Origin of the sequence: Micromonospora violae, from assembly GCF_004217135.1 — a bacterium.
Lineage (GTDB): Bacteria > Actinomycetota > Actinomycetes > Mycobacteriales > Micromonosporaceae > Micromonospora > Micromonospora violae.
In genome coordinates this window covers 2,600,111-2,626,477 of the sequence record NZ_SHKK01000001.1, presented here as the reverse complement: position 1 = coordinate 2,626,477, position 26,367 = coordinate 2,600,111, and the positions used below count along the sequence as shown (strand labels likewise).

Genomic DNA, 26,367 nt, shown 5'->3' with positions numbered 1-26,367 from the left:
GTAGGGCGCTGTCGCTGCCTACGCACTGGAGGTTGGTTCGTGAGATTCATGCGCGTCGGGCCCTTGGGGCGGGAACGCCCCGTGCTGTACGTCGACGGGCGGCACTTCGACCTCTCGTCGATCACCGCCGACATCGACGGCGGGTTCCTGGCCGGCGACGGCGTCCGGCTGGTCCGCGAGGCCACCGACCTGCCCGAGATCGACGTCACCGGTCAGCGGGTCGGCGCACCGATCGCCCGGCCCGGGGTGGTGCTCTGTGTAGGGCAGAACTACGCCGCGCACGCCGCCGAGTCGGGGGCCGCGCCACCGACCGACCCGATCATCTTCTACAAGGCGCCCAACACCGTCGTCGGCCCGTACGACGAGGTCCTGATCCCGCGCGGATCCACGAAGACCGACTGGGAGGTGGAGTTGGCGGTGGTGATCGGCCGACCGGCCCGCTACCTGGCCGCACCGGCCGACGCCCTCGGGCACATCGCCGGGTACGTGCTCTCCAACGACGTCTCCGAGCGGGACTTCCAACTCGCCGTCTCCGGCGGCCAGTGGTCCAAGGGCAAGTCCTGCGAGACGTTCCAACCGCTCGGCCCGTGGCTGGTCACCGCCGACGAGGTCGCTGACCCGCAGGCGCTACGGCTGCGGTCCTGGGTCAACGGCGAGCCCCGCCAGGACTCCAGCACCAAAGACATGATCTTCGACGTGGCGTACCTGATCTGGCACCTGTCCCAGTACACCGTCCTGGAACCAGGCGACGTCATCAACACCGGCACCCCACAGGGAGTGGGGCTCTCCGGCCGGTTCCCGTACCTCGCCGCCGACGACGTGATGGAGGTCGAGATCGACGGCCTCGGCCGGCAACGCAACCCACTGCGGAACGCCTGATGGCGGTCCGGGCCTGAGGAGCTGCGACACGCACGAGCGCACCGCCGCGTCGGTGGCGGTGCGACACCTACTCGAAAGGGGAGAGCAGCATGCGGTGTGACGGCCTCGTGGCGGTGGTGACCGGAGGCGGATCGGGGATCGGGCTCGCCTGTGTGCGGGCCTTCCGTGCCGCCGGCGCCCGGGTGGGAGTGCTGGACCTGGATCTGTCCGGTCTGCCCGAGGACGCCGGCGTCCTCGGCGTCCGGGCGGACGTGGCCGACCGGTCCTCGCTCAGCGCGGCCGTCGCCTCGGTCGCCGAGGCGTTCGGCGGCGTCGACATCCTGGTGAACAACGCCGCCATCTCGGCCGTGGGCACGGTGGAGGAGAACGACGACGAGCAGTGGAGCAGGGTACTCGACGTCAACGTCTCCGGCGTGGCCCGCACCAGCGCCGTCGCCCTGCCGTACCTGCGCCGGTCGTCGTCCGCAGCGATCGTCAACATCTCCTCCATCGCGGCGACCACCGGTATACCCAGACGCGCCCTGTACTCGGCGTCGAAGGGTGCCGTGCACGCCCTCACCCTCGCCATGGCCGCCGACCTGGTCACGGAGGGCGTCCGGGTCAACTGTGTCGCCCCCGGCACCGTCGACACGCCCTGGGTGTCCCGCCTGCTCGCCGGTGCCGCGGACCCGACGGCGGAGAAGCGGTACCTGGCGTCCCGACAGCCGACCGGCCGCCTGGTGACCGCCGACGAGGTGGCCGCCGCCGTCGTCTATCTCGCGTCGCCCGCGACCGGGTCGGTGACCGGGTCGTCGTTGCCGGTGGACGGTGGCATGTCCGGCCTGCGGTTGCCGGCCCAGCGCTGATCGTGCCGATGCGCGTCAGGCAGCGCGGCGGGCGCGGCGGCGTGCTCGGATGAAGGCCGCGTCGCCGCGCACACGGTCACCCCACCAGGACCACGGAACGGTTGTCATGTACCGGCCGATCGACGCGAAGACCGGCGCGGCGTCCGCGTCGCGGCCGGTGCGCGCCAGCCCGTACGCCAAGAAGTTCGCGTCGTTGAGCCAGTCGGCGTGCCGGTTGGCTGGCTGGTGAAACCACAGAGACAACGCGTTGTCGAGATCGGATTGCATGATCGGGTCCTGCCGCCATCGCTGGCCGATCTCGTCGGCGGTGCTATCCGGCGACTCGCGATCGTGCTCCCACAACGCCCATTCGGCGGCGGCGCACACGGGCAGCACGTGCAACGGCGAGCCTGCGGGCGCCGCGGCGGCGACCGACCTGGCGAAGTCGAACATCGCCTCGTGCGACCCGCCCCACTTCTTGCAGTGGTAGGTCAGCTTGAGGGCGTGCCCTTGCCGATGCCAGGGGTCCAGCCGGGTCAACTCACGCCACGTCTCCTCGATCTCCTCGGTCGACGCGCCCTGGTCGATCATGAGCTCCAACTGGTTTGCCCACGGCGTCGGGTCCTCGGGTGCCAGGTGCCGGGCCAGGTCGTTCACCTGTCCGGCCAGTTCCAGGAGGCGGTGGAACTCCGCCCACTGCTCTGGCCGGACGGCGGAGGCCCAGTCCCCGCCGCGTACCTCCCAGGCTCGTGACATCAGAGAATGGGCACGGACGAGCTGCGCGTCCGGATTGTTGGGCGCGCGTGCCGCCCACTGGTCGGTCCACGCGGCGTCCGTGTCGACCCGGCCGGTCGTCCGGTCGACTCGGGATCCCAGCCCACCAGCTGTCGATTCGGCCAGCACGCGGACGTACCGCGCCCGACGGTCGTAATCCCCCCGGGTGGCAGCCATGGCCTTGCGGGCCGGCTCGCGGTCAGAGCCGTACCGCGCCTGCGTGCACGCCTCGCGCAGCACGGTGTCGTCCTGAGCCTGGTTGGTATCGATCTGGCGGGTGAGGATCCGCCACACAGTCGAGATCACGATCGAAGAGGGTAAGCGCTGTCGGCTGCCGAATGCCAGATCGGTGCGTGACATGATTGCGCCATGGGGAAACAGCAGGATGTCGGCGCGGCCGACCGTCACAGCGAGTCCGGCACCACCGCCCACCGTCCGATCGGTGGCAGCGCTGACGCCCGGCTCGCCCTCGCCCAGGACCCCACGACGCCGCACATGACCCTCATCGACCTGGCGTCCGACCCGTCGCCCGTGGTCCGCAAGGCCGTCGCCGCCCGGCCCGACGCGCCCGCGCAGGCCCTGCGACCGCTCACCCGCGACCACGATCGTCAGGTCCGGGAGGCCGTGGCGAGAAACCCCTCCGCTTCGATCGCCAACCTCATGCGCCTGGTGAAGGACGCCGACCGGTGGGTCCGCTGGGCGGTCGCCGGCAACCCGGCCTGCGACGAGTCGATCCGCCGGGTCATGGCGGAAACCTCGGACAAGGAGCTGCGCGGTCTCCTCGCGGAGAGTCGGGACCTGGAGCCGGAGCTGGCCGCCCGGCTGATCGACGATGTCTCACCCGAGGTACGGGAACGGCTCGCCACCCACACCCACGACCCCGAGGTGATCACCGCCCTGCTGGCCGATCGCACCGCACGCGTACGCAAGGGGGTGGCCCGCAACCCGCGGACCACCGCCGAGCAGCGCAGCGCGCTCGCCGCGGACCCGGTGGTCGACGTCCGTGCCGCGCTGGTGCGGGCCGTCGAGCTGAGCGAGGCGGATCTGGCCCGCCTGGTCGACGACCGCGCGGTGCAGGTCCGACTGGCGATGGCGACGTCCGACGTCGTTCCGCCGCACATCCGGCAGGCGCTCGCCCGCGATGCCGACGAGATGGTGGCCAGCGCGGCCCGGGACTACCGCCCCGGCGCCGGCAACGCCTCCGCCGTGCGGGCGCCGCGCATCGCGCACCGGCCCTCCGCCGGTGCGGGCCGATCGGGTGGCGGCACCGCACGGTAGGACCGCGCCGCGTCCCCCAGGCCGTGCGGAAACGAAACGTACAGCTCGGGCACGTCGACGAGACCTCCCAGTTCACAGTCGTGGGCGGGGCGATCCGTACGGCGACCGGCGAGGGTGGTTCCGCCCGGGTGCTCCGTCGAGCGGCGGATGCGCCCGCGAGCGTGATGACTCACCGGCATCGTGATGCCGGTGAGTCATCAGGCTGGTCGGGGCGTCTGCCCCACGACGACCGTGCGGGTTGGTGCGACCAGCTGCCGTCGGTCGCTGTCGGATCAGCGTTCTCGGGGCTGGCACAGCGGCACCGGCGGGAGCTGCACGTGCACTGCTACCGGATGCTCGGCTCGTTCGAGGACGCCGAGGACACGGTGCAGGAGACGTCCCTGTCCTGACGCGCAGCCTCCGTACCGACTGACGCACGCGCTGGTCGCTACCCGGTGCCGTGCTCGGGCCTGCCGGTCTGCTCCCACAGCGACTTCATCTCGTCGAAAGCCTGCTCCATCAGCTGCACCATCGCCTGCCGGGCGCGCTCGCCGTCGCGTCGCTGGATCGCCTGGGCGACATCGGCGTGCATCTGGAGGGCCTGTTCGTGCGGGTGGTGTGGCATGAGGTGGTGCTTGTGCCGGCCGGTGAGCACCTCGGCGACCAGATCCTGGAGCCGGACGAACATCTCGTTGCCGGAGGCGAGCAGGACGCGCCGATGAAATTCGATGTCGAGGTGCAGGAAGCGCTCCTCGTCGCCGGCCTCGCCGGCCGCCCACATCTTCGCGGCCAGCCCGACGAGGTCGCTCGCCTCGTCGCGGCCGATGCGGCTGGCGGCCAGGAACGCCGCGTGCGGTTCGACGGCGGTGCGTAGTTCGGTGATCGACCGGAGCTGGGCCATCCGGCCGGCCGAGGCGAGACGCCAGCGGATCACCTGCGGGTCGAAGACGTTCCACGCGCTCGCCGGTCGGATCATCACGCCCACCCGTCGGCGTGCCTCGATGAATCCGATCGAGGCGAGCACCCGCAGCACCTCGCGGACGACCGAGCGGGAGACGGCGTACCGGTCGACCAGCTCGTCGATGTTGAGGACCGCCCCGGGTGCGAGCTCGCCGCCGCAGATGGCGGTGCCGAGGTGGTCGAGGACACGGGCGTGCAGCCCCGTCTCGGCAGGGACGGTCTGAGCGGCCGCAGCGTCTAGTGAGGACGGTTCCACAGAAAGATCGTATCAGTTAGATCTCTCTCTTGAAATGATCCGCTTTTTCGGCCTAGCATCCCGATGTTAAGCGGATGTAACACCGAGGTAGCGGCTCCCACAGGGGCGGCGGCCACGACAGAAGGAGAGACAAGCGTGCGACGTCGATCGGCAATCGGCACTTCTCTGGCCGTGGTAGCCGCCATGAGCCTGACCGCCTGCGGCGGCGGCGACGGAGGCGGGGACTCGAAGACCGTTCGCGTGACACTGGTCAACCACGTGTGGACCGAGAACATCAAGAAGGCCCTGCCGGAGTTCGAGAAGCAGTCCGGCCTCAAGGTGGACGTCACCCAGCTCGGTGAGGACCAGCTGTCCGACCAGTACAACGTCAAGCTGAACGCCGGCGCCGACGACCTGGACGTGATGATGTACCGCCCCCTGCAGGAGGGGAAGCTGTTCGGCAAGAACAAGTACCTCGCCGACCTGAGCGAGAAGGCCAAGGCCGACAGCGCGTTCGAGGTCGGCGACTTCCAGGCCGGGCCGATGCAGGCGACAACCTACGAGGACAAGATCGTCGGTCTGCCGATCATCACCGAGCAGGAGGTCCTCTACTACCGCAAGGACCTGCTGACCAAGTCGGGCTTCACCGCGCCGCCGAAGACCCTCGACGAGCTCAAGGCGCAGGCCGCGAAGGTCGAGGCCGACAACCCCGGCGTCGCCGGCTTCGTCGCGCGCACCGGCAAGGCTGCCGCCGTCACGCAGTTCTCCAGCTTCCTCTTCAGCTTCGGCGGCGACTTCGTGGACTCCAGCGGAAAGGCCACGGTCAACACCGAGCAGGCCAAGCAGGCGTACGCCTACTACGGCGGGCTGCTCCGCGACCACGGCCCGGAGAACATCAGCACCGACATGAGCTGGTCCGAGGCGATGGCCATCTTCACGCAGGGCAAGGCGGCCTTCTACACCGAGGCCAACTCGCTCTACAAGAACGCCACCGACCCGACCAAGTCCAAGGTCGTCGACACCGTCGGCTTCGCGCCCTTCCCGGCCGGTCCGGCCGGCTCGAAGCCGTACAACATCCCGTCCTGGGCGCTCGGCGTGAACGACAGCTCGGAGAACAAGGACAACGCCTGGAAGTTCATCCAGTGGGCGGCCGGCAAGGAGCAGTCGCTGGCGCAGCAGACCGCCGGCGTCCCCGGCGCCCGCACCTCGGTCTGGGCGAACCCGGCGAGCACCGCGACCCTGCCGAAGGACCTGGCCGAGGCCAACGCGGCCAGCACCGCCAACGGCGTCGGACACGACCGCCCGCTGGTGGTCAAGGTCGCGCAGGCGCGGGAGATCGTCGGCCAGCCGATCGTCGACGCGATCACCGGCAAGGACGCCGCCGCCTCGGCGGACACCGCGAACGCGGCGTTCCAGAAGTTCCTCGACGACGAGGCGAAGTAACCCACGTGTTGGGCGGCGGGGCCGACCGGCTCCGCCGCCTCGCCGGGACCTGACCCCTCCAACCCGGAGATCTCAATGTCAGCCGTTCGCACCCCCCGTACCGATTCGCCCGAGGCCCCCGCGGCGCCCCTGGATACGACGTCGGCCTGGTCGCGATGGGCCAACCACCACCGCAAGTGGCTCTTCGCGGCACCCGCCATGGCGTTCGTCGCCGTGCTGATCATCTTTCCGGTGGCGTGGACCGGGTACCTGAGCCTGACCGACGCCGAGGGTTCGGTGCGTGCCGAATCCGAGTTCATCGGCGTCCAGAACTACCTCGACGTGCTCACCGACACCGACCGGTTCTGGCCGGCGGTCTGGCGTACGGTGCTGTTCACCGGCGTCGTGCTGTTCTTCGAGGTCGTCCTCGGTATGGCGATCGCCCTGCTGCTGTGGCGGCCGTTCCGCGGTGAGAAGTGGGTCCGCGTCGCGATCCTCCTGCCGCTGGTGGCCACCCCGGTGGCGGTCGGCATGATGTGGCGCCTGATCTTCGATCCCAACATCGGGATGGCGAACCAACTGCTCGGCTGGATCGGGATCGGCCCCCAGCCCTGGCTGGCCGGTCAGCACTCGGCCCTGCCGACGACGATGTTCATCGACATCTGGCAGTGGACACCGATGGTCGTGTTGATCCTGCTGGCCGGGCTCACCTCGCTCTCCGACGAGCCCCAGGAGGCGGCCCGGATTGACGGTGCCAGCAGCTGGCAGCGGTTCCGGCACGTCACCCTCCCGCTGCTGATGCCCACGGTGATCGTCGCCATCCTGCTGCGCGGCATCGACGCGCTGAAGACGTTCGACATCCTCTACGCCACCAAGGGGCGCGGCGGCGGGTCCTTCCATGAGGTCGAGACCCTCAACGTGTACGCGTACGGCCTCAGCTTCGACTACAACGACTACGGCGTCTCGTCGACCGTCCTCATCATCTTCTTCCTGATCATCATCGGGGTGATGTGGGCCCTCACGTACCGCAAGAAGGGGCTGGGCCGATGAAGCCGAGCAAGCCGTTCCGGGTGTTCCGCACGTCGGCTCTCGTCGTCGTGGTGTTCGCGCTGATGGCACCACTGCTCTGGATGATCACCGCGTCGTTCAAGACCAACGTGGACATCTACGACACCGCCAAGGCGTTCACCTTCACGCCCAGTCTGAAGAACTACGAGACCGTCCTGCAGCAGGCGAACTACCTCGAGTTCATCGGCAACAGCCTCTGGGTGGCGTTCGCGGCCACCACGCTCTCGCTCCTGCTCGGCGTCCCCGCCGCGTACTCGATGAGCCGGTTCAGCATGAAGAAGTCCGCGCTCGTCGTGCTCATGGCCCGGGTGATCCCCGGCGTCTCGCTCCTCGTGCCCTGGTACTACGTCTTCTCGAACCTGAAGATGGTCGGCGGCTTCACCGTGCTGATCCTGAGCCACATGTTCGTGTCGCTGCCGCTGATCGTCTACATCATGATGGGCTACTTCGACGGCCTGCCGGCCGAGTTGGAAGAGGCGGCACTCGTCGACGGGCTGACCCACATCGGCGCGTTCCGGCGGATCACCCTCCCACTGTCGGTGCCCGGCGTCGCGACGGCCGGCATCCTCTCCTTCATCTTCTCCTGGAACAACTTCATGTTCGCCCTGGTGCTCTCCGGTTCCGACACGAAGACGCTCCCCGTCGCGATCTTCGACTTCGTCGGCTACGCCAGCATCGACTGGGGCGGCCTGATGGCCGCCGCGACCGTGGTCACCCTGCCGATCATGCTGATCGCCCTGTTCGTGCAGAAGTACGTCGTCTCCGGCCTTACCGCCGGTGCCACGAAGGGCTGACCGCGTCATGACGACCATCGCCAAGGTGGAGACCTTCCTGGTCGCGCCCCGCTGGCTCTTCGTCCGGATCGAGACGGAGTCCGGCATCGTCGGCTGGGGCGAGGCTACCTGCGAGGGGCAGTCCGAGACCGTACGCACCGCCGTCCACCAGCTCAGCGAGCTGCTCACGGGTCGCGACGCGCTGCGCATCGAGGACCACTGGCAGGTGCTGACCAAGGGGTCCTTCTACCGGGGCGGCCCGATCCTGGCCAGCGCGGTGTCCGGCCTGGACCAGGCGCTCTGGGACATCGCCGGCAAGCACTACGGCGCCCCCGTGCACCAACTGCTCGGCGGGCCGGTCCGCGACCGGATCCGGGTCTACGGCTGGGTCGGCGGCGACGAACCCGCCGAGATCCGCGATCAGATCGCCGCCCGGGTCGAGGCGGGCCTGACGGCGGTGAAGATGAACGCCTCCGGACGGATGGGCGCGCTCGCCTCGGTCGCCGACCTCGACGCGGTGGTGCAGCGGGTGGCCGCCGCCCGGGAGGTCCTCGGCGACGACCGTGACGTCGCGGTCGACTTCCACGGTCGGTTCACCCTCGCCAACGTCCGGCGGGTCGCCCCGCTGCTGGAGCCGTACCGGCCGTTCTTCCTGGAAGAACCGGTCGTGCCGGAGAACTCGCACCTGATCGGTGACGTCGTGCGCTGCACCACCACTCCCATCTCGACCGGGGAGCGGCTCTACAACCGGCAGGAGTTCCTACCCGTGTTGCAGGCCGGCATCGCGGTGGCCCAACCGGACCTCGCGCACGCCGGCGGCATCACCGAGGTCCGCAAGATAGCCACGCTGGCCGAGGTGTACGACGTGCAGCTCGCTCCGCACTGCCCGCTCGGGCCGATCGCCCTCGCCGCCTGCCTCCAGGTCGGCTTCGCCACACCCAACTTCCTGATCCAGGAACAGAGCATCGGCATCCACTACAACCAGGGGGCCGAGGTGCTCGACTACTGCCTCGACCAGATGCCGCTGACCTTCGTCGACGGGTATGTGCCCCGGCTGACCGCGCCCGGGCTCGGCATCGAGATCGACGAACACGCGGTGCGGACCGCGGACAAGCGCGGACACGCCTGGCGCAGCCCGACCTGGCGGCACCCCGACGGCTCCTACGCGGAGTGGTGAGACCCCGACCGGTAAGAACGAAAGGCACCCCGTGAAGATCGTCGCAGCAGACATCATCGTGTCCAGCCCCGACCGGAACTTCGTCACCCTGAAGATCACCACCGACGACGGCATCACCGGCCTGGGCGACGCCACGCTCAACGGCCGCGAACTCTCCGTCGCCTCGTACCTGCGCGACCACGTCGCCCCGCTGCTGATGGGGCGCGACGCGCACCGGATCGAGGACACCTGGCAGTTCCTGTACCGCTCGGCGTACTGGCGGCGCGGCCCGGTCACCATGGCGGCCATCGCCGCGGTGGACGTCGCGCTCTGGGACATCAAGGCCAAGGCCGCCGGCATGCCGCTGTACCAACTGCTGGGCGGCGCGTCCCGCACCGGCATCATGGCGTACGGGCACGCGTCCGGGCGCGACCTCCCCGAGCTGTTCGACTCGATCCGCCGCCACCTCGACGAGGGCTTCCGGTCGATCCGGGTGCAGACCTCGGTGCCGGGCATCAACGCGGTCTACGGCGTGGCCGCACAGCCCAGCGCCACCGGCCAGCGCTACGACTACGAACCCGCCCAGCGCACCCCGCTGCCCGCCGAGGAGGACTGGGACACCCGCGCGTACCTGCGCCACCTGCCGTCGGTCTTCGAGGCGGTACGCAACGAGTTCGGCCCGGAGTTGCCGCTGCTGCACGACGGTCACCACCGGATGACGCCGATCCAGGCCGCCAAGCTCGGCAAGGCCCTCGAACCGTACGACCTGTTCTGGCTGGAGGACTGCACCCCGGCGGAGAACCAGGAGGCGCTGCGGCTGGTCCGCCAGCACACCACCACCCCGCTGGCCATCGGCGAGGTATTCAACACGGTGTGGGACTACCAGACCCTGATCCGGGAGCAGCTGATCGACTACGTCCGGTCGGCGGTCACCCACACCGGCGGCATCACCGCCATGCGCAAACTGCTCGACTTCGCCGCCCAGTACCAGATCAAGTCCGGCATCCACGGCCCCACCGACATCTCCCCGGTGGGGATGGCCGCGGCGCTGCACCTGGACCTGGCCATCCACAACTTCGGCATCCAGGAGTACATGAAGCACACCCCGCTGGCCAACGAGGTGTTCCGGCAGTCGTTCACCTTCACCGACGGCTACCTGCACCCGGGCGACCAGCCGGGGCTCGGGGTGGAGCTCGACGAGGAGGCGGCGGCGCGGTTCCCGTACGAGCCGGCGTACCTGCCGTTCAACCGGCTCAAGGACGGCACGGTTCATGACTGGTGAGCGCAGCGCCGCCGGGCCCACCCGGCACGTCGTGGTGATGGGCGTCTCCGGGGCCGGCAAGACCACGGTGGCGCGCGGGATCAGCGCGGCGACCGGGCTGACGTTCGCCGAGGCGGACGAGTTCCACTCCCCGGCGAACGTGGCGCGGATGCGCTCCGGCGTACCGCTGGACGACACCACCCGCTGGCCCTGGTTGCGGGACATCGCCGCGTGGATCGCCGATCGCGGCGCGGAGGGCCGGTCGACGGTGCTGGCCTGCTCCGCGTTGCGGCGGTCGTACCGGGACGTGCTCCGCCAGGGCGCGCCGCAGGTGGACTTCGTGCACCTGGACGGGCCGGCGGAGGTCATCCGAGCCCGGTTGGCCCGACGCGAGGGGCACTACATGCCGGCGAGTCTGTTGGAGTCCCAGCTCGCCACGCTGGAACCGGCCGGGCCGGACGAGTCGGTGCTCGTCCTCGATGTCTCGTTGGCCCCGGAAGCCCTGGTCGCGGCGGCCGTCAAGGGGCTCGGCCTGCCCTGATCCGAGATCACCACCGCGCTCGACCTCGTCGGCGCGACCGAGTGGGTGCGGACCCTGCCGGAGGCGGAAGGGGCCCGGTTCCCGTCACCTCGGACATACCCGAGATCAGTCGAACGTGGGAACCTCGGGAACTTTTCCGGACTGTCAGGCGACCACCAGAGTGCGCGGCCGACCGGCGGCGTTCCGACGACGGCATCTCGGCATGAAGGAGCGCCCGTGGCACGCAGGACGGTGGTCGGTGCGGACCGGCGTCGCTGACGACGATCAGGTGACCCGGTGGGCGCGGGAGGCGGGCCAGGGCGACCGGCAGGCCGCCACGGCGTTCATCCGGGCACTCCAGGACCAGGTCTGGCGGTTCCTGTCCCACCTGGCCGGGCCCGGCGAGGCCGACGACCTGACCCAGGAGACGTTCCTGCGGGCAGTTCGCAACCTGCCCGGCTTCGCCGGCCGCTCGTCGGCGCGTACCTGGGTGTTCACGATCGCCCGGCGCGTTGCCGTGGACCACGTCCGGGCGGCGGTGGCCCGGCCGAGGACGGCGTCGGTATCGGACTGGCAGACGGCGGCCGAGGCCGCCGGCGCGATCACCGCCGGTGCCGACGAGGGCGTGACCCTGCACCAGTTGATCGCCGGCCTGAGCCCGGAGCGCCGCGAGGCGTTCGTCGCCACCCAGGTGCTCGGCCTCTCCTACGCCGAGGCCGCCGACGTCTGCCAGTGCCCCGTCGGCACGATCCGTTCCCGGGTCGCCCGCGCCCGCGAGGATCTCGTCGCCGCCTGGCAGGCCGACAGCGACCTGAGCCACGAGCGACGAACCGGCTGACCAAACGGTCAGCACCACCGATCGACGACCGGTGGTGCTGACCGTTGGACGGGCGTACCGCGTCGTTCTAGGCCAGGCGGGCCTCGATGGCCTCGATGATGCGCGGACGCAGCTCGGAGGCGCGGATGACGGCGTCCACCGAACCGACCTCGACGGCGCGGTGGATGTTGTGCACCCGGTCGAACTCCGCGGCCACCTCGCTGAGCTTCTCCGCCCGTACCGAGGAGCGCTGCTCGTCGAGCTCCGCCGTCAGCGCGGCGCGCTCGGTGCCGGTCGCGGCGGCGGCGCGGGCCTCCAGGTCCCGCACCCGCGGGTCGGCGGCCGTACGGGCGTTGACGTCGGCGGTGAACACCACCGCGGCGGCGGGCGCGCCACCGAGCACCGAGGCGAACGAGCCCTCCAGCGCCAGCACCGTCATGTTCGGGTTCAGCGCCTTCGAGAACACCACGAACGCCCCGCCGTGGTAGCGCGAGATCACGCAGAAGACGATGGGCCCACGGAAGTTCACGATCGCCCGGCCGATCTCGGCGCCGTACTCCAGTTGCAGCTTGCGCATCGACTCCGGTGAGCCGTCGAAGCCGGACAGGTTTGCCAGCACGACGAGCGGCCGGTTGCCGCTGGCCGCGTTGATCGCCCGCGCGGCCTTCTTCGACGAGCGCGGGAACAGCGTGCCCGCGGTGTAGGTGTCCGGACCGTCGGTGGGCGGGAAGCCGTGGCGCGGCACCGACCGGGACTCGATGCCGAGCAGGCAGATCGGGATGCCACCGAGGTGGACGTCCTGCACGACCGCGGTGTCCGCGTCCGCCATACCGGCCCAGCGCTCCAGCACCGGGTGGTCCTGGTCGGACAGGGCCCGCATCACCGTACGGATGTCGAACGGCTTCTTGCGGTCCGGGTTGGCCTCGGTGGAGAAGATCTCCCCGACGGTGGCGAAGGCGCTGCCCGCCACGTCGTGCGGGAAGTCGGAGATGTCGCGGTCGGCCGGGTCGGTGGTGACCGCCCGTCGCGGCGCGTCCTCGCCGGGTGCGACGTACGTGTGGTCGTAGTGCGCCATCACCACGTCCCGTGCGGCCGTCAGGTTCGGCGCCCAGTACTGCGCCTGCCCGTTCGGCCCCATCACCCGGTCGTAGCCGCCGATGCCGAAGTTGTCCTCAGCCGACACACCACCGGAGAAGTCGAGCGACTGCTTACCGGTGAGCACCATCGCCGAGTCCGGCGTCATCACCAGGATGCCCTTGGTGTGCATGAGCATCGTCGCCTCGGCGTTCCAGTACGGCTGCGCGCCCACGTTGATGCCCGCGACGACGATGTTGATCTCACCGCCGGCCTGGGTGAACTCGACGATCCGCTTGAGCGCCGCGGCCACCCAGTCCATGTTCTCCGTACCGGAGGTCATCGAGATCCGGGCGCCGGCGGACAGCGCCCACCACTCCAGCGGCACCTGCATCCGCTCGGCCAGGTCCAGCGCGGCGATCACCCGCCGGCACTCCGGCTCCGACAGGGCGCCCAGCGACTTGGTCGGGTCGCCGAGCAGCACCACCCGGGTGACACCCTGCGGGTAGCGCTCGGTCGGGGTGCTGACCACCCCGGCCACGATGGCGGCGCTGTTGCGCCCCTTGGGCCGGTCCACCGGCACCAGCACGTGGTGGTCGTCGAGGTCGTGCTCGACGAAGTCACCGAGCCGGCCGGTCAGCTCGTACGGGTAGACGGTGTTGCGGCTGCTTGCCCGCAGCACCTTGAGCCGGTACTCGTCGAGCGGCTCGATCGGCTCGACCGGCGGCTCCCCGACGGCCAGCTCGGCACCACCCGCAGCGTCGAACGAGATCCGTACGGCGATCCTGGTCAGCTCGCCGGTCCGGCGGTCGCGCTGCCGCGCGATGAAGAGGATCTCCTCCAGGCCGGCGCCCGCGGTCGTCGGACGGACCCGCCCGGCGATCATCTCCATCTCCTCGCGGGTCAGCTCGCTCGGCGGCCACACGTAGACCACGATCCGGTTGGTGTTGAAGCGCGTCTTGGACGGCCGCAGCGACTGGGCGCGGCGGATCGAGTCGAGGCAGGCGGCGATGACGCCCTCGGTCGTCGGCAGCGCGACCAGACGGCCGTCCTGCTCCCGAAGCTCGGTCAGGTCCCGCACCTGCGCGAACGCCACGAGGCGCTCGTCGGACCGGTTCTCCCGCGCCACACACTGGAAGAGGTAGACCTCCTCGTCCGACGACGGCAGCCGGGTCAGGTCGAACTTGTGCAGTCGCTCCAGCTGCATCCGCTGCGCGATGTACGGGTGCAGCCCGCGGATCAGCCGGTCCTCGGTCAACTGCGCGCCCGACGGGCGGAAGGTGAAGTGGTGGTGCATCACCGCCCCGCCGCGACCCGCGACGGTGGTGGTCACCCGGCGGACCTGGGGCGGCAGCGGGTGCGCGGCGATGACCTCGGCCAGCGCGGCCGCCATCGCGTCGAAGTCCTCCGGCTGGTTCTCCCAGCCGAGGTAGATGTCGGCGTCCACGGCGTCCTCGCCGGTGGCCAGCTCGGCCAACCCCGACAGGGCGTTGCCCAGCGCGTCGAAGCTCACCGCGGCGGAGACCACGCTCGAGTCGGCGCGTTCGGCGACCACGAACGTGCAGCCCGCGACGTCGCGGGTACGCACGCTGGTGAGCGCCCGGTTGCCGTAGTACCGCCGGGTCAGCACCTCCAACATGACCGCGTTGTCGAGGTGGTCGCGGACGAGCCGTTGGCCGAGCAGCCGGACCAACGGTTCGGTGCTGCGCACCATCTCGGCGATGCGCTCGGCGCGGTCCGGCGAGTCCGGGTGCGCGTCCAGGTGCCGCAGGTGACCCCGGACCTCCGCGTAGACCCGGGCGCGGTTGCGACGCAGCAGCGGCTGGGCGAACCAGGCGAACACCACGCCGCGGGCGAGATCCGCGACGACGGGGAAGCGGACCTGCGTCGCGGCGATCAGCCGCTCCAGGGCGAGACCGGCCGGCTCGCGCAGCGTCTCGTCCGGCGGGGTCTCCCGCAGCCAGGCGCGCAGCAGCGTCGCGACGACGGTGGCGTCGGCGGACGCGCGCTGCTGGGCCAGGAAGATCCGGAACACAGCGGCTTCGAGGCCGGGGCTGCGGTCGAGGTCGGTGACACCGTAGTGGCCGAGCGCCTTGGCGAGCCGCGCCTGGAAAGCGTCCGGCAGGCCGGCGCGTTCGACGTCGAGGCTCTGCAGGTAGGTGTGGAAGTACTCGCGGGCGCTGTGCACGTGCGCGCCGCCGTCCTCACCGGTGGGCCGGTTGCGGCTCAGCTCGCTCAGGTCGGCGAACACGGTGAGGAGGTCGAGTTCGGCGGCGAGCGGGCGGTGCCCGGCGTCGGTGGCCGCGCGGCGGGCGGTGAGGTAGCCGTCGAGCACCCGACGGTCGTCGTGCGGGTCGACGTCGAAGCCGAGCAGCAGACCGCGCAGGTCCTCCTGACCGCGTCGGCTGCGCTCGTCGGCGGACAGCTCGTCGGCGGAGGTGGGCAGGTCCAGTTCGACCGCCGCGGTGGCCGTGACGTCCTCGGCGGCGTCACTGTCGTCGGCCAGGGGTTCCAGGCGCAGCAACGGCGCACCCGCCTCCACCTGGCTGCCCACCGAGACGGCGCACTCCTTCAGCCGCGCCTTGAACGGCGCCCGCAGCACCGTCTCCATCTTCATCGCTTCCAGCACCAGCACCGGCGCGCCCGCCTCGACCTCGGCGCCGACCTCCAGCGGCGTGGCGACGACCAGCGCGGGCATCGGGGAGCGCAGCACACCACCCTCGTCCCGGCTGACCCGGTGGGTGACGCCGTCCACCTCGACCAGGTGGGTCGGCCCGTACGTGCCGGTGAGCAGGCGGTAGCGGATGCCGTTGACCACGATCTGACCGGTGTGCCGGTCGAAGCGGTCGAGCTCGACGTCGGCGGTGCGGACGACCGGACCGGTCTCGATACCGACCCGGAAGCGGTGCGCGCCGACGCGCGCCACCCGGGTGCGGTAACCGACGCCGCGCAGCTTGAGGTCCAACGGTCGGCCGCTGGCGTGCTGCACCTGCGGGCGTCCGCCGGCCGCCGTCGACAGCAGGCGTTGCCGCTCGACGCGCTCCTCCTCCTCGTACGCCTCGATGGCGGCGGCCGCCAGGGCGACCGCGGAGTGGCGGTGTGTGACGAGCCGGCCCTCGGCGCGGACGCGGTCGATCCAGCCGGTGTCGGCGCTGGCGTCGATCACCTCGGGCTGGTCGAGCAGGTCGAGCACGAAGCTCTTGTTCGTCGCCCCACCTTCGATGATCACCGTGGTGTTCGCCATCGCCCGGCGCAGCTTGCCGAGCGCCTCGTCGCGGTCACGGCCGTACGCGATGATCTTCGCGATCATCGAGTCGAAGTCGGCCGGAATGGTGTCACCCTCGCTGACGCCGGTGTCCACCCGGATGCCGGGGCCACTGGGCAGGTCCAGCCGGGCGATCCGTCCGGGCGACGGCGCGAAGTCGCGGTCGGGGTCCTCGGCGTTGAGCCGCGCCTCGATGGCGTGCCCGCGCTCGGCGGGTGGCGCACCCTCCAGCCGCCCACCGGAGGCGACGTGCAGCTGGGCCTTGACCAGGTCAAACCCGGTGGTCAGCTCGGTGATCGGGTGCTCCACCTGGAGGCGGGTGTTGACCTCCAGGAACGCGAACAACCGGTCACCGGGGTGGTAGAGGAACTCGACGGTCGCCGCGCCGCGGTAACCGACCGCCACCGCCAGCCGCTCGGCCGACGCCTTCAACTCGGCGGCCTGGGCCGGGTCGAGCACCGGCGACGCCGACTCCTCGATGACCTTCTGGTTGCGTCGCTGCACCGAGCAGTCGCGGACGCCGAGCGCCCACGCGGTGCCCTGCCCGTCGGCGATCACCTGGACCTCGACGTGTCGCGCCCCGGTGACCAGGCGCTCCAGGAACACGATGCCGCTGCCGAACGCCCGTGCCGCCTCCTGGCTGGTGCGCTCGTACGCGTCGACCAGCTCGGCTTCGTTCCTGATCACGCGGATGCCGCGCCCGCCGCCGCCGGCGGTCGCCTTCAGCATCAGCGGGTAGCCGATCTCGGCCGCCGCCGACTGGGCGGCGGCGAGGGTCTCGACGGCACCGCGGCTCCACGGCGCGACGGGCACGCCGACCTTCTCGGCGATCAGCTTCGAGCCGATCTTGTCGCCGAGCTGGCGCATGGCGTCCGCGCTCGGCCCGACGAAGGTGACGCCGATCTTCTCGCACAGCTCGGCGAACGCCGGGTCCTCGGCGACGAAGCCCCAGCCGACCCACGCGGCGTCGGCCCCGGTCTCGGTCAGGGCGCGTTCCAGCACCGCCAGATTGAGGTACGGACGCGCTGACGCAGGGCCGAGATCGTAGGCGATGTCCGCTTCGCGGACGAATGTGGCGTTGCGGTCGACGTCGGTGTAGAGAGCCACCGTTTCGAGCTGGATGCCGGTCTCCGCGGCCAACTCGCGGACCGCGTGGATGAGCCGCATGGCGGCTTCACCACGGTTGACGATGGCGACACGGTTGAACACCCGAAAGACCCCTTAGCTAGACGTCGACCTGCATGCCGTGAGACGACGGCTCCCAGCAGTGATCACCTTTCCGCGTGGCGGCTGCCGGCGCTATGGCGCAACCACCGAACCAACCGTCCCTCAGTTGTAGGAAGTGCACAAAACTTTTTGGCACCCCCGCGAACCCGCCGACCCGCACTCGCCGCTCCGGTAGTTGATCAATACGGTGCGGGCGGTTCACGTTCCCCGCCTCCCGCGTTCACTCCCGGATGATCGGCTGGCCAGGAAGATCATCGTCGGGCCGGTCGACCGCCGGCCCGGCTCCACCATCCCGGCCCAGGCCAGGAACAGGAAAGGAGCGGCAATGAGGTCACTGCACCTCGGACGCCCATGTCTGGCGCTGCTGCTCGCGGCGGGACTCACCACGCTCGTGACGCCGGCCGGCGTCGCCCACGCCGCCACGGTACCCGCAACGGGCACCCCGATCACCGTCACCTCGACCCAGCAGCTCGCCCCGGGCGTCACGTACGGCTCGTTCGAGGTGACCACGCCCCGAGGCGTCACCGTCGGCTACCTCCTCACCGCTGACCTCAGGAAGAACCAGGTCTCCCTGGACCTGCTGCACCCCGACGCGGTGGCGCAACGCAAGGTCGTCTCGGCGATGACGAACGAGCAGGGTGCCATCGCCGGCGTCAACGGCGACTTCTTCAACAACAGCGAGACGCACGCCGGCGTCACCCCGACCTACTCGTCGTCCGGCCCCGAGATCGCCGACGGCGAGGAGTTGAAGTTCGCGGTGCCGACGGCACAGCGGTTCGGCCCCGCTCTCGCCCCCGGCACCTCGACCCGCGACGTGTTCGGCGTCGGCGTGAACGGCAAGGCGCGCGTCGACACCCTGAGCCTGGACGGCGAGGTGCGCAGCGGGAAGGACACCATCGCCCTGAGCGGCCTCAACCAGTACGCCCTGCCGGTCGACGGTGTCGGCCTGTTCACCGCCGGGTGGGGCACCGCCTCCCGGACCCGGTCCACCTGCGGCACCGACACCAGTCGCAGCGACCCGTGCAGCACCCACACCTACGAGGTGACCGTCCGCGACGGCGTGGTGACCGCGGTGAGCCAGACGCCCGGCGCGGGCGCGATCCCGGCCGGCACCCAGGTGCTGGTCGGCCGGGAGGGCGGCGCGGACGCGCTCGACGACCTCGCCGTCGGCGACCGGGTGCAGGTGCACGAGAAGCTCACCTCCGCCGGCAACCCGAAGCTGACCTTCGCGGTCGGTGGCGCGCCGATCCTGCGCGACGGTGCGCCGCTGGCCGGGCTGGACACCAAGACCGCCGCCGTGCGCAGCGCGGCCGGCGTCAGCCCTGACGGCCGGACCGTGTACCTGGTCGCCCTGGCTGGTCGCGCCCCGGCCAGCACCGGGTTCACGATCGCCGAACTGGCCGACCTGATGCGCTCGCTCGGCGCGGACGCCGCGGTGAACCTCGACGGCGGCGGTTCGAGCACGGTCGCCGTCCGCGAGCCGGGCCAGGCCGTGGCCACCGCCCGCAACAGCCCGTCCGACGGTACGGAGCGAATGGTCGCCAACGGCATCGGGATCTTCGTGGGCAGGCACTGATCAGTCCACCCGCTCGACGTCGCCCCGCCCGGTCTCGCCGGACGGGGCGACGTCGCGTACCCCGGACTGTCGGCCCGGGTCGGACAATGAGGTCGACCGAGAGGACCCGATGACCATTCTCGACAGCCGTGTGCTCAACCGCGCGATGCTCGCCCGACAGTTGCTGCTCGACCGCGCCGACCTGCCGGCCCTCGACGCCGTCGCCCACCTCGGTGGCCTCCAGGCCCAGGAGCCGCAGGAACCGTTCGTCGGGCTGTGGTCGCGGCTGCGCGCGTTCGACCCGGCGGTGCTCTCGACGCTGCTGACCCAGCGACAGGTGGTGCGTACCCCCCTCATGCGCCGCACCGTCCACCTGCTCGTCGCCGACGACGCCGTGGCCTGGCGCAGCCGTCACGATGCCATGCTGCGCCAACGCGTGTTCGGGGTCTACCGCAGCGAGCTCGACGGGGTCGACCTCGACGATCTCGCCGCCGCCACCCGGGCAGTGCTGGCCGACGGTGAGCCCCGGTCGATGCCCGAGATCGGGCGGGCGCTCAGCGAGCGGTGGCCGACGCCGGGGCCACGGGCGTTGGGCGAGATGGCGGTGGCGCTGCTCCCGATGACTCAGCTGCCACCGCGCGGGGTGTGGCGGGCGAAGGCGGGCGCACGGTACGTTCCGCTCTCCGCGTGGCTGGGCCGGGAGGTCGCCCCGCCCACCGCGGTGGGTGCCGATCCGGTCGGCCAACTGCTCGTCCGCCGCTACCTGGCCGCGTTCGGCCCGGCGACCACGGCCGACCTGCGCGCCTGGTGCGGTCTCGCCGGACTGCCAGCCGCGGTGACCGCGCTCCGCGAAGAGTTGGTGACCTTCCGCGACGAGCGGGGTCGGAAGCTGATCGACCTCCCCGACGCGCCCCGCCCCGACGCGGACACCCCCGCCCCGGTGCGGTTCCTGCCGGCGTTCGACAACGCGATCCTCGGCTACCACGACCGCAGCCGGATCATCGACGACGCGCACCGTCTCCTCTCGGTGGCCGGCGAGCGCGTGGTGCTCGTCGACGGCCGGGTCGCGGCGACCTGGCGCGTCGAGTCGGGTGCGGTGACCGTCAGCCCACTGGGCGGTCTCTCCCGAACGGAGCGGGATGCCGTGGCCGAGGAGGGGCAGGCGTTGGCCGCCTTCCTCTCCGACAACGAGAGCGATCGGGTGCGGATCGATCCGTCTCCCCGGTGACCAGCCAGCGCATTCGGGACCAGCTTGTATCGATGGTCGTCGACTGCCATGCTGTGGTTCGGTCGTGCTCGGGGAGCCAGCGCGCACCAGAACTCCTCCGGTCCGCGGGGCGCACGGGGTGGCCATGCCGCCCGTGCCGGGCAGCCCTCGTCGGCGGCCGGACACCCGAGCGCGGCACCGGCTACCACCTCGGTCATCGGTGCCCCGGCAACCACGGAGGTACCGATGCTTCGCACGTTCCTCGCTGTCACCACCATGGCGCTGACCGTCTGGACCGCAACGACCAACGGCACCGAGGCGACCCCCACCCCGTCGGCCACACCGACCCCGTCGCCGACCATCGCCTGCCCACCGGCTCTGCCGATCACCGGGGGCGTCGCCGGAGTCACCACCACGAGCGTGACCATCTCGTACTCGATCTTCTTCCGCCCGCCCTGCGGCTACGACCCGCCGATGACCGTCAGCCTCTTCGCCAGCCGCGAGGACGCCCAACAGTGGCGCGAGCCGGTCGCCGAGGCCGTCTCCGGGCCGGAGCGCACGGGTACGGTGACCATCGAAGGGCTGATGCCCGACACGGAGTACTGGTACCGGTTCAGCGATCCCGACGGCAAGCGGGATCCGTACCTGATCGGGTCGGCCCGGACCGCCCCGCTGGCCTCGTGCCGGGCGACCGCCACGATCGACGCCCGCTGGGGCAACGGTTTCGTCGCCACGGTCACGGTCCGCAACACCGGCAGGGAACCGCTGGACCAGTGGCGCGTCTCCTGGCGGTGGTCCGGTGACGAGCGGGTCCAGTCGGTCTGGGGTGGCGTGGTCGAGACGGTCGGCGCCGACATCACGGTCCGCAACGCCCCCTACAACGGGACGCTGGCGCTGGACGGGTCGACGACGTTCGGTCTGCTGGTGAGCACCGGCGCGGTCCCCGACGGGTTGACCATGAGCTGCGCCCGGTGACCGACGTCCGCCCCGCTGCCCGCGCGACGGCGGGAGCGGGGCGGACGTCAGGCTCGGTCAGGGCTTGCGGGCCACGGCCCCGTAGGCGTCGATCCCGACGGCGTCCGCCGCGTCCGGTCGCCACAGCGGGATCGGCACCAGGCCCGGATCCACCATGGTCAGGCCGTCGAAGCAACTCTCCAGCTCCTGCGGGCTGCGCAGGATGTACGGGACCCCGCCGCTCTGCGCCAGCCGTTCGGCACCCGCGACCACCGCCGGGCTGGTGTTGGTGCCGTCCCAGAACACGAGGTGGCTACCCGACGGCATCGCGTCCATCGTGCGACCGACGATCGAGCGCACCACGTCCAGGTCGGGCTCGTAGCCCATCACGCCCATGTACATCACGGCGATGGGCTGATCGAAGTCGAGCGTCTGCGCCGCCTCGGCCAGGATCTTCTCCGGGTCGTGGTAGTCGGCCGGAACGTAGGTGGTGACCCCCTCCGACGTCGTGCTGGCCAGCAGCGCCCGAGCGTGCACCAGCACCATCGGGTCGTTGTCCACGTAGACGATCCGCGAGTCGGGCGCGATGCCCTGGGCGACCGCGTGCGTGTTCTGCATGCTGGGCAGGCCGGTGCCGATGTCCAGGAACTGCCGGATGCCCGCCTCGGCCGCCAGGTACCGTACCGTCCGCTCCAGGAACACCCGCGACTGCTGCGCCATCACGACGATCTCCGGGTAGACCTCCGCGACGGCGTCGCCGGCAGCCCGGTCGGACTGGAAGTTGTCCTTGCCACCCATCCAGTAGTTCCAGATTCGTGCCGCGTGCGGCACGTCGGGTTGAAGTTTCGCGGCGAGTTCGGGGTCCGGGCCGGCCATGCCTGGCTCCTATCGAGGGGTCGTCAGCTGGAGGTCACCACAGCGGTACGAGCGGGATGCTACCCCGGCAATGTCCACTCTCGACGTCGGGTCAACGGCGGAAAGGCGCGGCTCACCGGTGGACCACACCGTTCTGGTACGCCCACACGACGGTCTGTAGCCGATCCCGCGCGCCGATCTTCGCCATGGCACGCCCGAGGTGCGACTTGACAGTGCTGGTCTCGATGAAGAGCCGCTCGGCGATCTCGACGTTCGACAGGCCCTGCGCGAGCAACTCCACGATCTCGGTCTCCCGCGCGGTCAGCTGGTGCGCCGCCGCCGCGTCGGAGCGGGGAGCGGGCGTACGCCTGGCGAACTCCGAGATCACCCGACGGGTGACGGCCTGGTCGACGAGCCCGTACCCACTGGCGAGGCGACGGATCGCCTCGATCAGGTCCTCGGGCTCGCAGTCCTTGAGGATGAACCCGCTGGCACCGGACTCCAACGCGCCGAAGACGTACTCGTCGAGGTCGAAGGTCGTCACCACCAGCACCGCCGGTGGCGTACCGGACGATTCGGCGACGATCTGGCGGGTCGCGGTGAGGCCGTCGCCGTGCGGCATCCGGACGTCCATGCAGATCACGTCCGGTTGCAGCCGGCGGGCCAGCTCGACCGCGGCGGACCCGCTCGACGCCTCCGCCACGACCTCGATCTCACCGTCCTGCTCCAGGATCACGCGGAAGCCGGCGCGGACGACCGCCTGGTCGTCGACGAGCATCACCCTGATCATGCTGGAGCCTCTTCCTTCGCCCGCGTGGTGGCGGGACCGTTCGTCGGGAGGGTCGCGGTGACCGACCAGCCACCGGCGGCCGTCGGCCCGGCCGTGAACGTCGCACCGATCAGTTGGGCGCGCTCACGCATGCCCACCAGGCCGACGCCTCCGGTCCGCGCCGCCGGTACGCCCCGTGCCGTGGCGGGTTCGTTCACCACCTCCAGCGACACCGAGCGGGGCTCGAAGCGGAGTATCACCCGCGCCGGAGCGCCCGGGGCGTGCTGGCGGGCGTTGCTGAGCGACTCCTGCGCGATCCGGTAGAGCGCGACGTCGGCGATCGGCGACACGTCGCGTTGCTCGCCCTCCCGGACGAACTCCACCGGCCCGGTGAGGTCACCCGCGGTGCGGACGAGGTCGTCGAGCATGCCCAGCCCCGGCACCGGGGCGGCACCGTCGCCACCCTCGTGCCCCGGCCGGCCGCGCAGCACACCGACGACCAGCCGCAGGTTGTCCAGGGTTTCCTTGCCCTGGCTCCGGATCCACGCCACGCCGGCCTTCGCGGCCTCCGGGTCCCGGTCGATCAGCCGCTCGACCGCCGCCGCCTGCACGACCATCCCGGAGAGGTGGTGGGCCGCCACGTCGTGCAGCTCCCGGGCCATCCGGGAGCGTTCCGCGCCGATCGCCGCCTGGACCTTCGTCCGCTGCTCCTGGATCGCCTCGTCCGCCCGCACCCGGACCAGCTCCACGTAACGCCGGTAGGTGGCCACGTAGCCGCCGACGAAGGCCGCGCTGGCGTACGTCAGGGCGCTCGCCGAGACGTACGCGACGGCCGTCAACAGGTCCGGCGTCACCACCACGGCCGCCCCGATCGACTCCGCCACCACGGCCGCGCCGACGGCCAGCAGCGCCCGCCGACCCGGCAGCGACAACCCGACGGTGTACGCCACCACGAACGGGGCGACGCCCCGAATTGTCGCCTCGGGTAGGGAGATGCCGATGATGGGCAGTTGGAGGCCGACGATGAGCGCGAGGCAGAGCAGTGGTCGGACCCGACGCAGGCACAGCAGCATCGCCTGCGCGCAGCAGATGGCCACGAGCAGCCAGGCCCGCGCCGGGTCGAACGACACCCCGTCCTCCGGTGCCACGAACCAGAACAGCGCCGTGAGCAGGACGAAAGTCAGGACGGTCAGCGCCGTGGCCAGCAGGCAGTCCCGTGCGAACACCCCGGTCACCCCGAGCCGGGTGAGCCGACCGTCGAGCCACTTCGTCAGTCGCGGTGTGCCGGGTTCGGTGTCGGTGTGGTCCCTCATGGGGTGCGCATCCTTGCTCCGGATCGTCCCGGGTCGGGCGGGTCAGTAGGAGATGCTAGGCGCGAGCAGATGGAACTCCACGGCGAACCAACCCGCGCCGGTGAGAGCGACCAGGATCAGGCCGCTGGCGGTGATCCGCCGCCAGCCGACGTGGCGTCGCACGTCGTCGACCAGCCGGACCGCGGCCGGCAGCACGCCGAGCAGACCGACCAGTTGCAGCACCTGAATGGTGCGCAGGACGGCGCCGGGAACGTCCTGGAGGCTCACGATGCTGCCGATGCTCAGCACCCAACCGGCGAACGCGAGCAGTGTGCCGGCGACGGCGACGCGGCTCAGGATCCGCGCGGTCCGCCCCGCCCGCTCCCGGGGAGCGCGGCCGAGCCGACGGCGGACGATCGCGCCGACCGGCCACGACAGGACCGTGAGGAGCAGCACGACGGTCGACAGGACCAGCACCGGGACGGCCACCGAGGAGGCGCGGGCGGGTTCGACGGGCAGCAACGCGAACGCGGAGTCGAAACTGATCGCCTCCACCCGGTCGTCGGTCGCCCGCATGGCGATCGTGCGCTGCCCGCCGACCTCACGCCAGACCCAGGGCGCCACCTCCTCGTACCGGGCGGGGGAGTCGGAGAGCGGACCCGGCTCGATCAGCAACCGGTCGTCGTCGGTGACGCTGACCGTGGTCCGACCGACCAGGCCGATCGCCGTCAGGAAGTTGCTCCGTACCGCCCGCGAGGACTCGTACGTGCCGGCCGCCAGCGCGGCGTGCCTGGCGGTGGTCGCCGGGTCCACGCCGGTGGTCGACTGGTCGTCGCGGGCGGGGAAGTAGCGGTCGGCGAAGCCGTTGACGACCGACTGGCGAAGCTCGTGGCTGTCGAGGGCGCCGGAGCCGTTGCTGTTGAGGGACAGGAAGATGCCGGCCCGGTCGTCGGGGTAGATCTGCAGGTGGGAGTGGAAGTACTTGGTGTCCCCGCCGTGGCCGAGGATCCGGTGACCGTTGCGGTCCTCCGTGAAGAAGCCGAGGGTCATCCGGGGTCCGTCGGCCAGCGTGCCCAGCGACGTCGAGTCCAGTGCCGGCCGCTGCATCAGCTCGCGGGTCGGTTGGTCCAGCAGAGGCGTGAAGCCCACCGGCTCGCCGAGCTGGGCGATCATGAATCGCGCCATGTCCGTCGCCGGGGCGCTCAGGGCACCGGGTGGGGGCGTGCCCACGATCTCGAAGGGCGCGGCCGGCCCGGCGGAGGTGTCGTACCCGTTGGACATCCGGTCGCGCAGCGCCGCCGGGAGCGGCTGTTCGAACGTCGACGACGGCATGCCCGCGCGGTCCAGGATGTTGCGGTGGACGTACTCCTCGAAGCGCGTGCCGCTGACCCGTTCCACGATGTAGCCGGCGAGCGCGTTGCTGTAGTTGGAGTACGCGGGGACGGTGCCGGGCTCGTAGATCTGCTCCGGTGGGTCGGTCACCAGGGCCTTGCGCAGGTCGATGTTGCCGCCGTCGGTGCCGATGAGGCCGGCGATCCGCTCCTCGAAGCCGGCGGTGTGCGTCAGCAGGTGCCGCAGGGTGACGGCCCGCTCGTAGCGGCGCGGCAGATCAAAATCGAGGTACGTCTCGACGTCGGCGTCGAGGTCGAGCTTCCCGCTCTGCACGAGTTGCAGCACGGCCGTGGCGGTGACGAGCTTCGACACCGATCCCATCCGGAACAGGTGCCGGTCCGGGTCGACCGGCACCGCCCCCTTGCCGCCGGCACCGGTGTCGGCGTACCCGTACCCCCGGGTTGTGACGATCTTGCCGTCCTTGACGACGGCGACGGTGGCCCCCGCGATGCCGGTACGGTCGAGCGCGGCCGGCAGCAGGCCGTCGAGCCAGGCGTTGACGTCGGTGCCGGTCAGGGCGGAACCCACCCCGCTCACGGGTGCCGCCGGAGCGCCGATGTGCGGTGCGGGGTTGTGCTGGGGCGCGCCGCAGCCGGCGGCGCCCACGGCGACGACGACAGCTGTCGCCAGCACCGCGCCGAGCCGGACGAAAGGTCGCCCCGACCGGGCTGAGCCGGGGGCGGGAAGAGAAAGTGATCGCATCGTCTGCCAGTGCCTTTCCTGGCAACGGGTGTCCGGAGCAGGTCCGTGCGGCGTCACCCGATGCCTTGGGACAAGCCTCGTGGAGCGATCGCATCCGATCGTCTGGCTCAGGACGGCAATGCACTTGCG

20 protein-coding genes and 1 pseudogene are annotated in these 26,367 nt (G+C 71.0%); 14 read left to right on the top strand and 7 right to left on the bottom strand.

The window, feature by feature from the left end; all coding sequences use genetic code 11:
- Window positions 1–48 precede the first annotated feature (48 nt).
- Both EV382_RS11825 and EV382_RS11820 read left to right on the top strand, forming a co-directional pair.
- Window positions 49–879: a fumarylacetoacetate hydrolase family protein gene (locus tag EV382_RS11825; protein WP_425271984.1), complete on the top strand. Its 831-nt coding sequence runs from the start codon at window positions 49–51 to the stop codon at window positions 877–879.
- Between the two features lie 89 nt (window positions 880–968).
- On the top strand, window positions 969–1,724 hold the full coding sequence (locus EV382_RS11820; RefSeq protein WP_130401615.1) for an SDR family NAD(P)-dependent oxidoreductase: 756 nt from the start codon (window positions 969–971) through the stop codon (window positions 1,722–1,724).
- A 15-nt stretch (window positions 1,725–1,739) separates the two neighbouring features.
- Here EV382_RS11820 and EV382_RS11815 read toward each other — a convergent pair whose 3' ends face one another.
- Entirely contained in the window at window positions 1,740–2,783 is a 1,044-nt protein-coding gene (locus EV382_RS11815) for a DUF4034 domain-containing protein (RefSeq protein WP_130401614.1), read from the bottom strand.
- Between the two features lie 63 nt (window positions 2,784–2,846).
- Here EV382_RS11815 and EV382_RS11810 point away from each other — a divergent pair, with 63 nt between their 5' ends.
- Together EV382_RS11810 and EV382_RS11805 are read left to right on the top strand one after the other, a co-directional pair.
- Window positions 2,847–3,755: a DUF2336 domain-containing protein gene (locus tag EV382_RS11810; RefSeq protein WP_130401613.1), complete on the top strand. Its 909-nt coding sequence runs from the start codon at window positions 2,847–2,849 to the stop codon at window positions 3,753–3,755.
- A 251-nt stretch (window positions 3,756–4,006) separates the two neighbouring features.
- Window positions 4,007–4,138, top strand: a pseudogene (locus tag EV382_RS11805) (sigma factor); the annotation flags it as partial.
- 44 nt (window positions 4,139–4,182) lie between these two features.
- Here EV382_RS11805 and EV382_RS11800 read toward each other — a convergent pair.
- Window positions 4,183–4,950 carry a FadR/GntR family transcriptional regulator gene (locus EV382_RS11800; protein WP_130401612.1) on the bottom strand — a complete coding sequence of 256 codons (768 nt, stop codon included), beginning with the start codon at window positions 4,948–4,950 and terminating at the stop codon, window positions 4,183–4,185.
- A gap of 183 nt (window positions 4,951–5,133) precedes the next feature.
- Here EV382_RS11800 and EV382_RS11795 point away from each other — a divergent pair, with 183 nt between their 5' ends.
- The 7 genes from EV382_RS11795 (at window position 5,134) to EV382_RS11765 (ending at window position 11,967) form a co-directional block, all read left to right on the top strand.
- The gene (locus EV382_RS11795; protein ID WP_244236635.1) at window positions 5,134–6,372 is read left to right on the top strand and encodes an ABC transporter substrate-binding protein; all 1,239 of its coding nucleotides are present in this window, start codon (window positions 5,134–5,136) and stop codon (window positions 6,370–6,372) included.
- 75 nt (window positions 6,373–6,447) lie between these two features.
- On the top strand, window positions 6,448–7,401 hold the full coding sequence (locus tag EV382_RS11790) for a carbohydrate ABC transporter permease (RefSeq protein ID WP_208758379.1): 954 nt from the start codon (window positions 6,448–6,450) through the stop codon (window positions 7,399–7,401).
- Complete coding sequence (locus EV382_RS11785) at window positions 7,398–8,213, top strand: carbohydrate ABC transporter permease (RefSeq protein WP_130401610.1); 816 nt, start codon at window positions 7,398–7,400, stop codon at window positions 8,211–8,213. Before EV382_RS11790 ends, EV382_RS11785 begins: the two co-directional genes overlap by 4 nt.
- A 7-nt stretch (window positions 8,214–8,220) precedes the next feature.
- Window positions 8,221–9,369, top strand: a complete 1,149-nt coding sequence (gene dgoD / locus EV382_RS11780) for a galactonate dehydratase (protein ID WP_130401609.1) — start codon at window positions 8,221–8,223, stop codon at window positions 9,367–9,369.
- A 31-nt stretch (window positions 9,370–9,400) separates the two neighbouring features.
- Window positions 9,401–10,630, top strand: a complete 1,230-nt coding sequence (gene manD / locus EV382_RS11775) for a D-mannonate dehydratase ManD (RefSeq protein WP_130401608.1) — start codon at window positions 9,401–9,403, stop codon at window positions 10,628–10,630.
- Window positions 10,620–11,150, top strand: coding sequence for a gluconokinase (locus EV382_RS11770; protein WP_130401607.1), 531 nt, complete (start codon window positions 10,620–10,622; stop codon window positions 11,148–11,150). The genes manD and EV382_RS11770 overlap by 11 nt, the downstream gene beginning before the upstream one ends.
- Window positions 11,151–11,352: 202 nt before the next feature.
- Window positions 11,353–11,967 (top strand): sigma-70 family RNA polymerase sigma factor, encoded by a 615-nt coding sequence (locus EV382_RS11765; RefSeq protein ID WP_130401606.1) that lies wholly within the window; start codon window positions 11,353–11,355, stop codon window positions 11,965–11,967.
- Window positions 11,968–12,034: 67 nt separating this feature from the next.
- Here the strand turns inward: EV382_RS11765 and EV382_RS11760 are convergent, their stop codons facing one another.
- Window positions 12,035–17,494, bottom strand: a complete 5,460-nt coding sequence (locus tag EV382_RS11760) for an ATP-binding protein (protein ID WP_130401605.1) — start codon at window positions 17,492–17,494, stop codon at window positions 12,035–12,037.
- Between the two features lie 343 nt (window positions 17,495–17,837).
- Between EV382_RS11760 and EV382_RS11755 the strand changes: the two genes are divergently transcribed.
- From EV382_RS11755 to EV382_RS11745, 3 genes are all read left to right on the top strand, one after another.
- Window positions 17,838–19,088 carry a phosphodiester glycosidase family protein gene (locus EV382_RS11755; protein WP_130401604.1) on the top strand — a complete coding sequence of 417 codons (1,251 nt, stop codon included), beginning with the start codon at window positions 17,838–17,840 and terminating at the stop codon, window positions 19,086–19,088.
- Window positions 19,089–19,197: 109 nt separating this feature from the next.
- On the top strand, window positions 19,198–20,295 hold the full coding sequence (locus EV382_RS11750; protein WP_130401603.1) for a winged helix DNA-binding domain-containing protein: 1,098 nt from the start codon (window positions 19,198–19,200) through the stop codon (window positions 20,293–20,295).
- A gap of 225 nt (window positions 20,296–20,520) precedes the next feature.
- Window positions 20,521–21,249, top strand: coding sequence for a cellulose binding domain-containing protein (locus EV382_RS11745; RefSeq protein WP_130401602.1), 729 nt, complete (start codon window positions 20,521–20,523; stop codon window positions 21,247–21,249).
- Between the two features lie 57 nt (window positions 21,250–21,306).
- Here the strand turns inward: EV382_RS11745 and EV382_RS11740 are convergent, their stop codons facing one another.
- The 4 genes from EV382_RS11740 to EV382_RS11725 form a co-directional block, all read right to left on the bottom strand.
- Window positions 21,307–22,104 carry an SAM-dependent methyltransferase gene (locus EV382_RS11740; protein ID WP_130401601.1) on the bottom strand — a complete coding sequence of 266 codons (798 nt, stop codon included), beginning with the start codon at window positions 22,102–22,104 and terminating at the stop codon, window positions 21,307–21,309.
- A 112-nt stretch (window positions 22,105–22,216) separates the two neighbouring features.
- Complete coding sequence (locus EV382_RS11735; protein WP_130401600.1) at window positions 22,217–22,873, bottom strand: response regulator; 657 nt, start codon at window positions 22,871–22,873, stop codon at window positions 22,217–22,219.
- The gene (locus EV382_RS11730) at window positions 22,870–24,165 is read right to left on the bottom strand and encodes a sensor histidine kinase (protein WP_130401599.1); all 1,296 of its coding nucleotides are present in this window, start codon (window positions 24,163–24,165) and stop codon (window positions 22,870–22,872) included. Before EV382_RS11730 ends, EV382_RS11735 begins: the two co-directional genes overlap by 4 nt.
- 42 nt (window positions 24,166–24,207) lie before the next feature.
- On the bottom strand, window positions 24,208–26,169 hold the full coding sequence (locus EV382_RS11725; RefSeq protein WP_208758378.1) for a serine hydrolase domain-containing protein: 1,962 nt from the start codon (window positions 26,167–26,169) through the stop codon (window positions 24,208–24,210).
- Window positions 26,170–26,367: the final 198 nt, after the last annotated feature.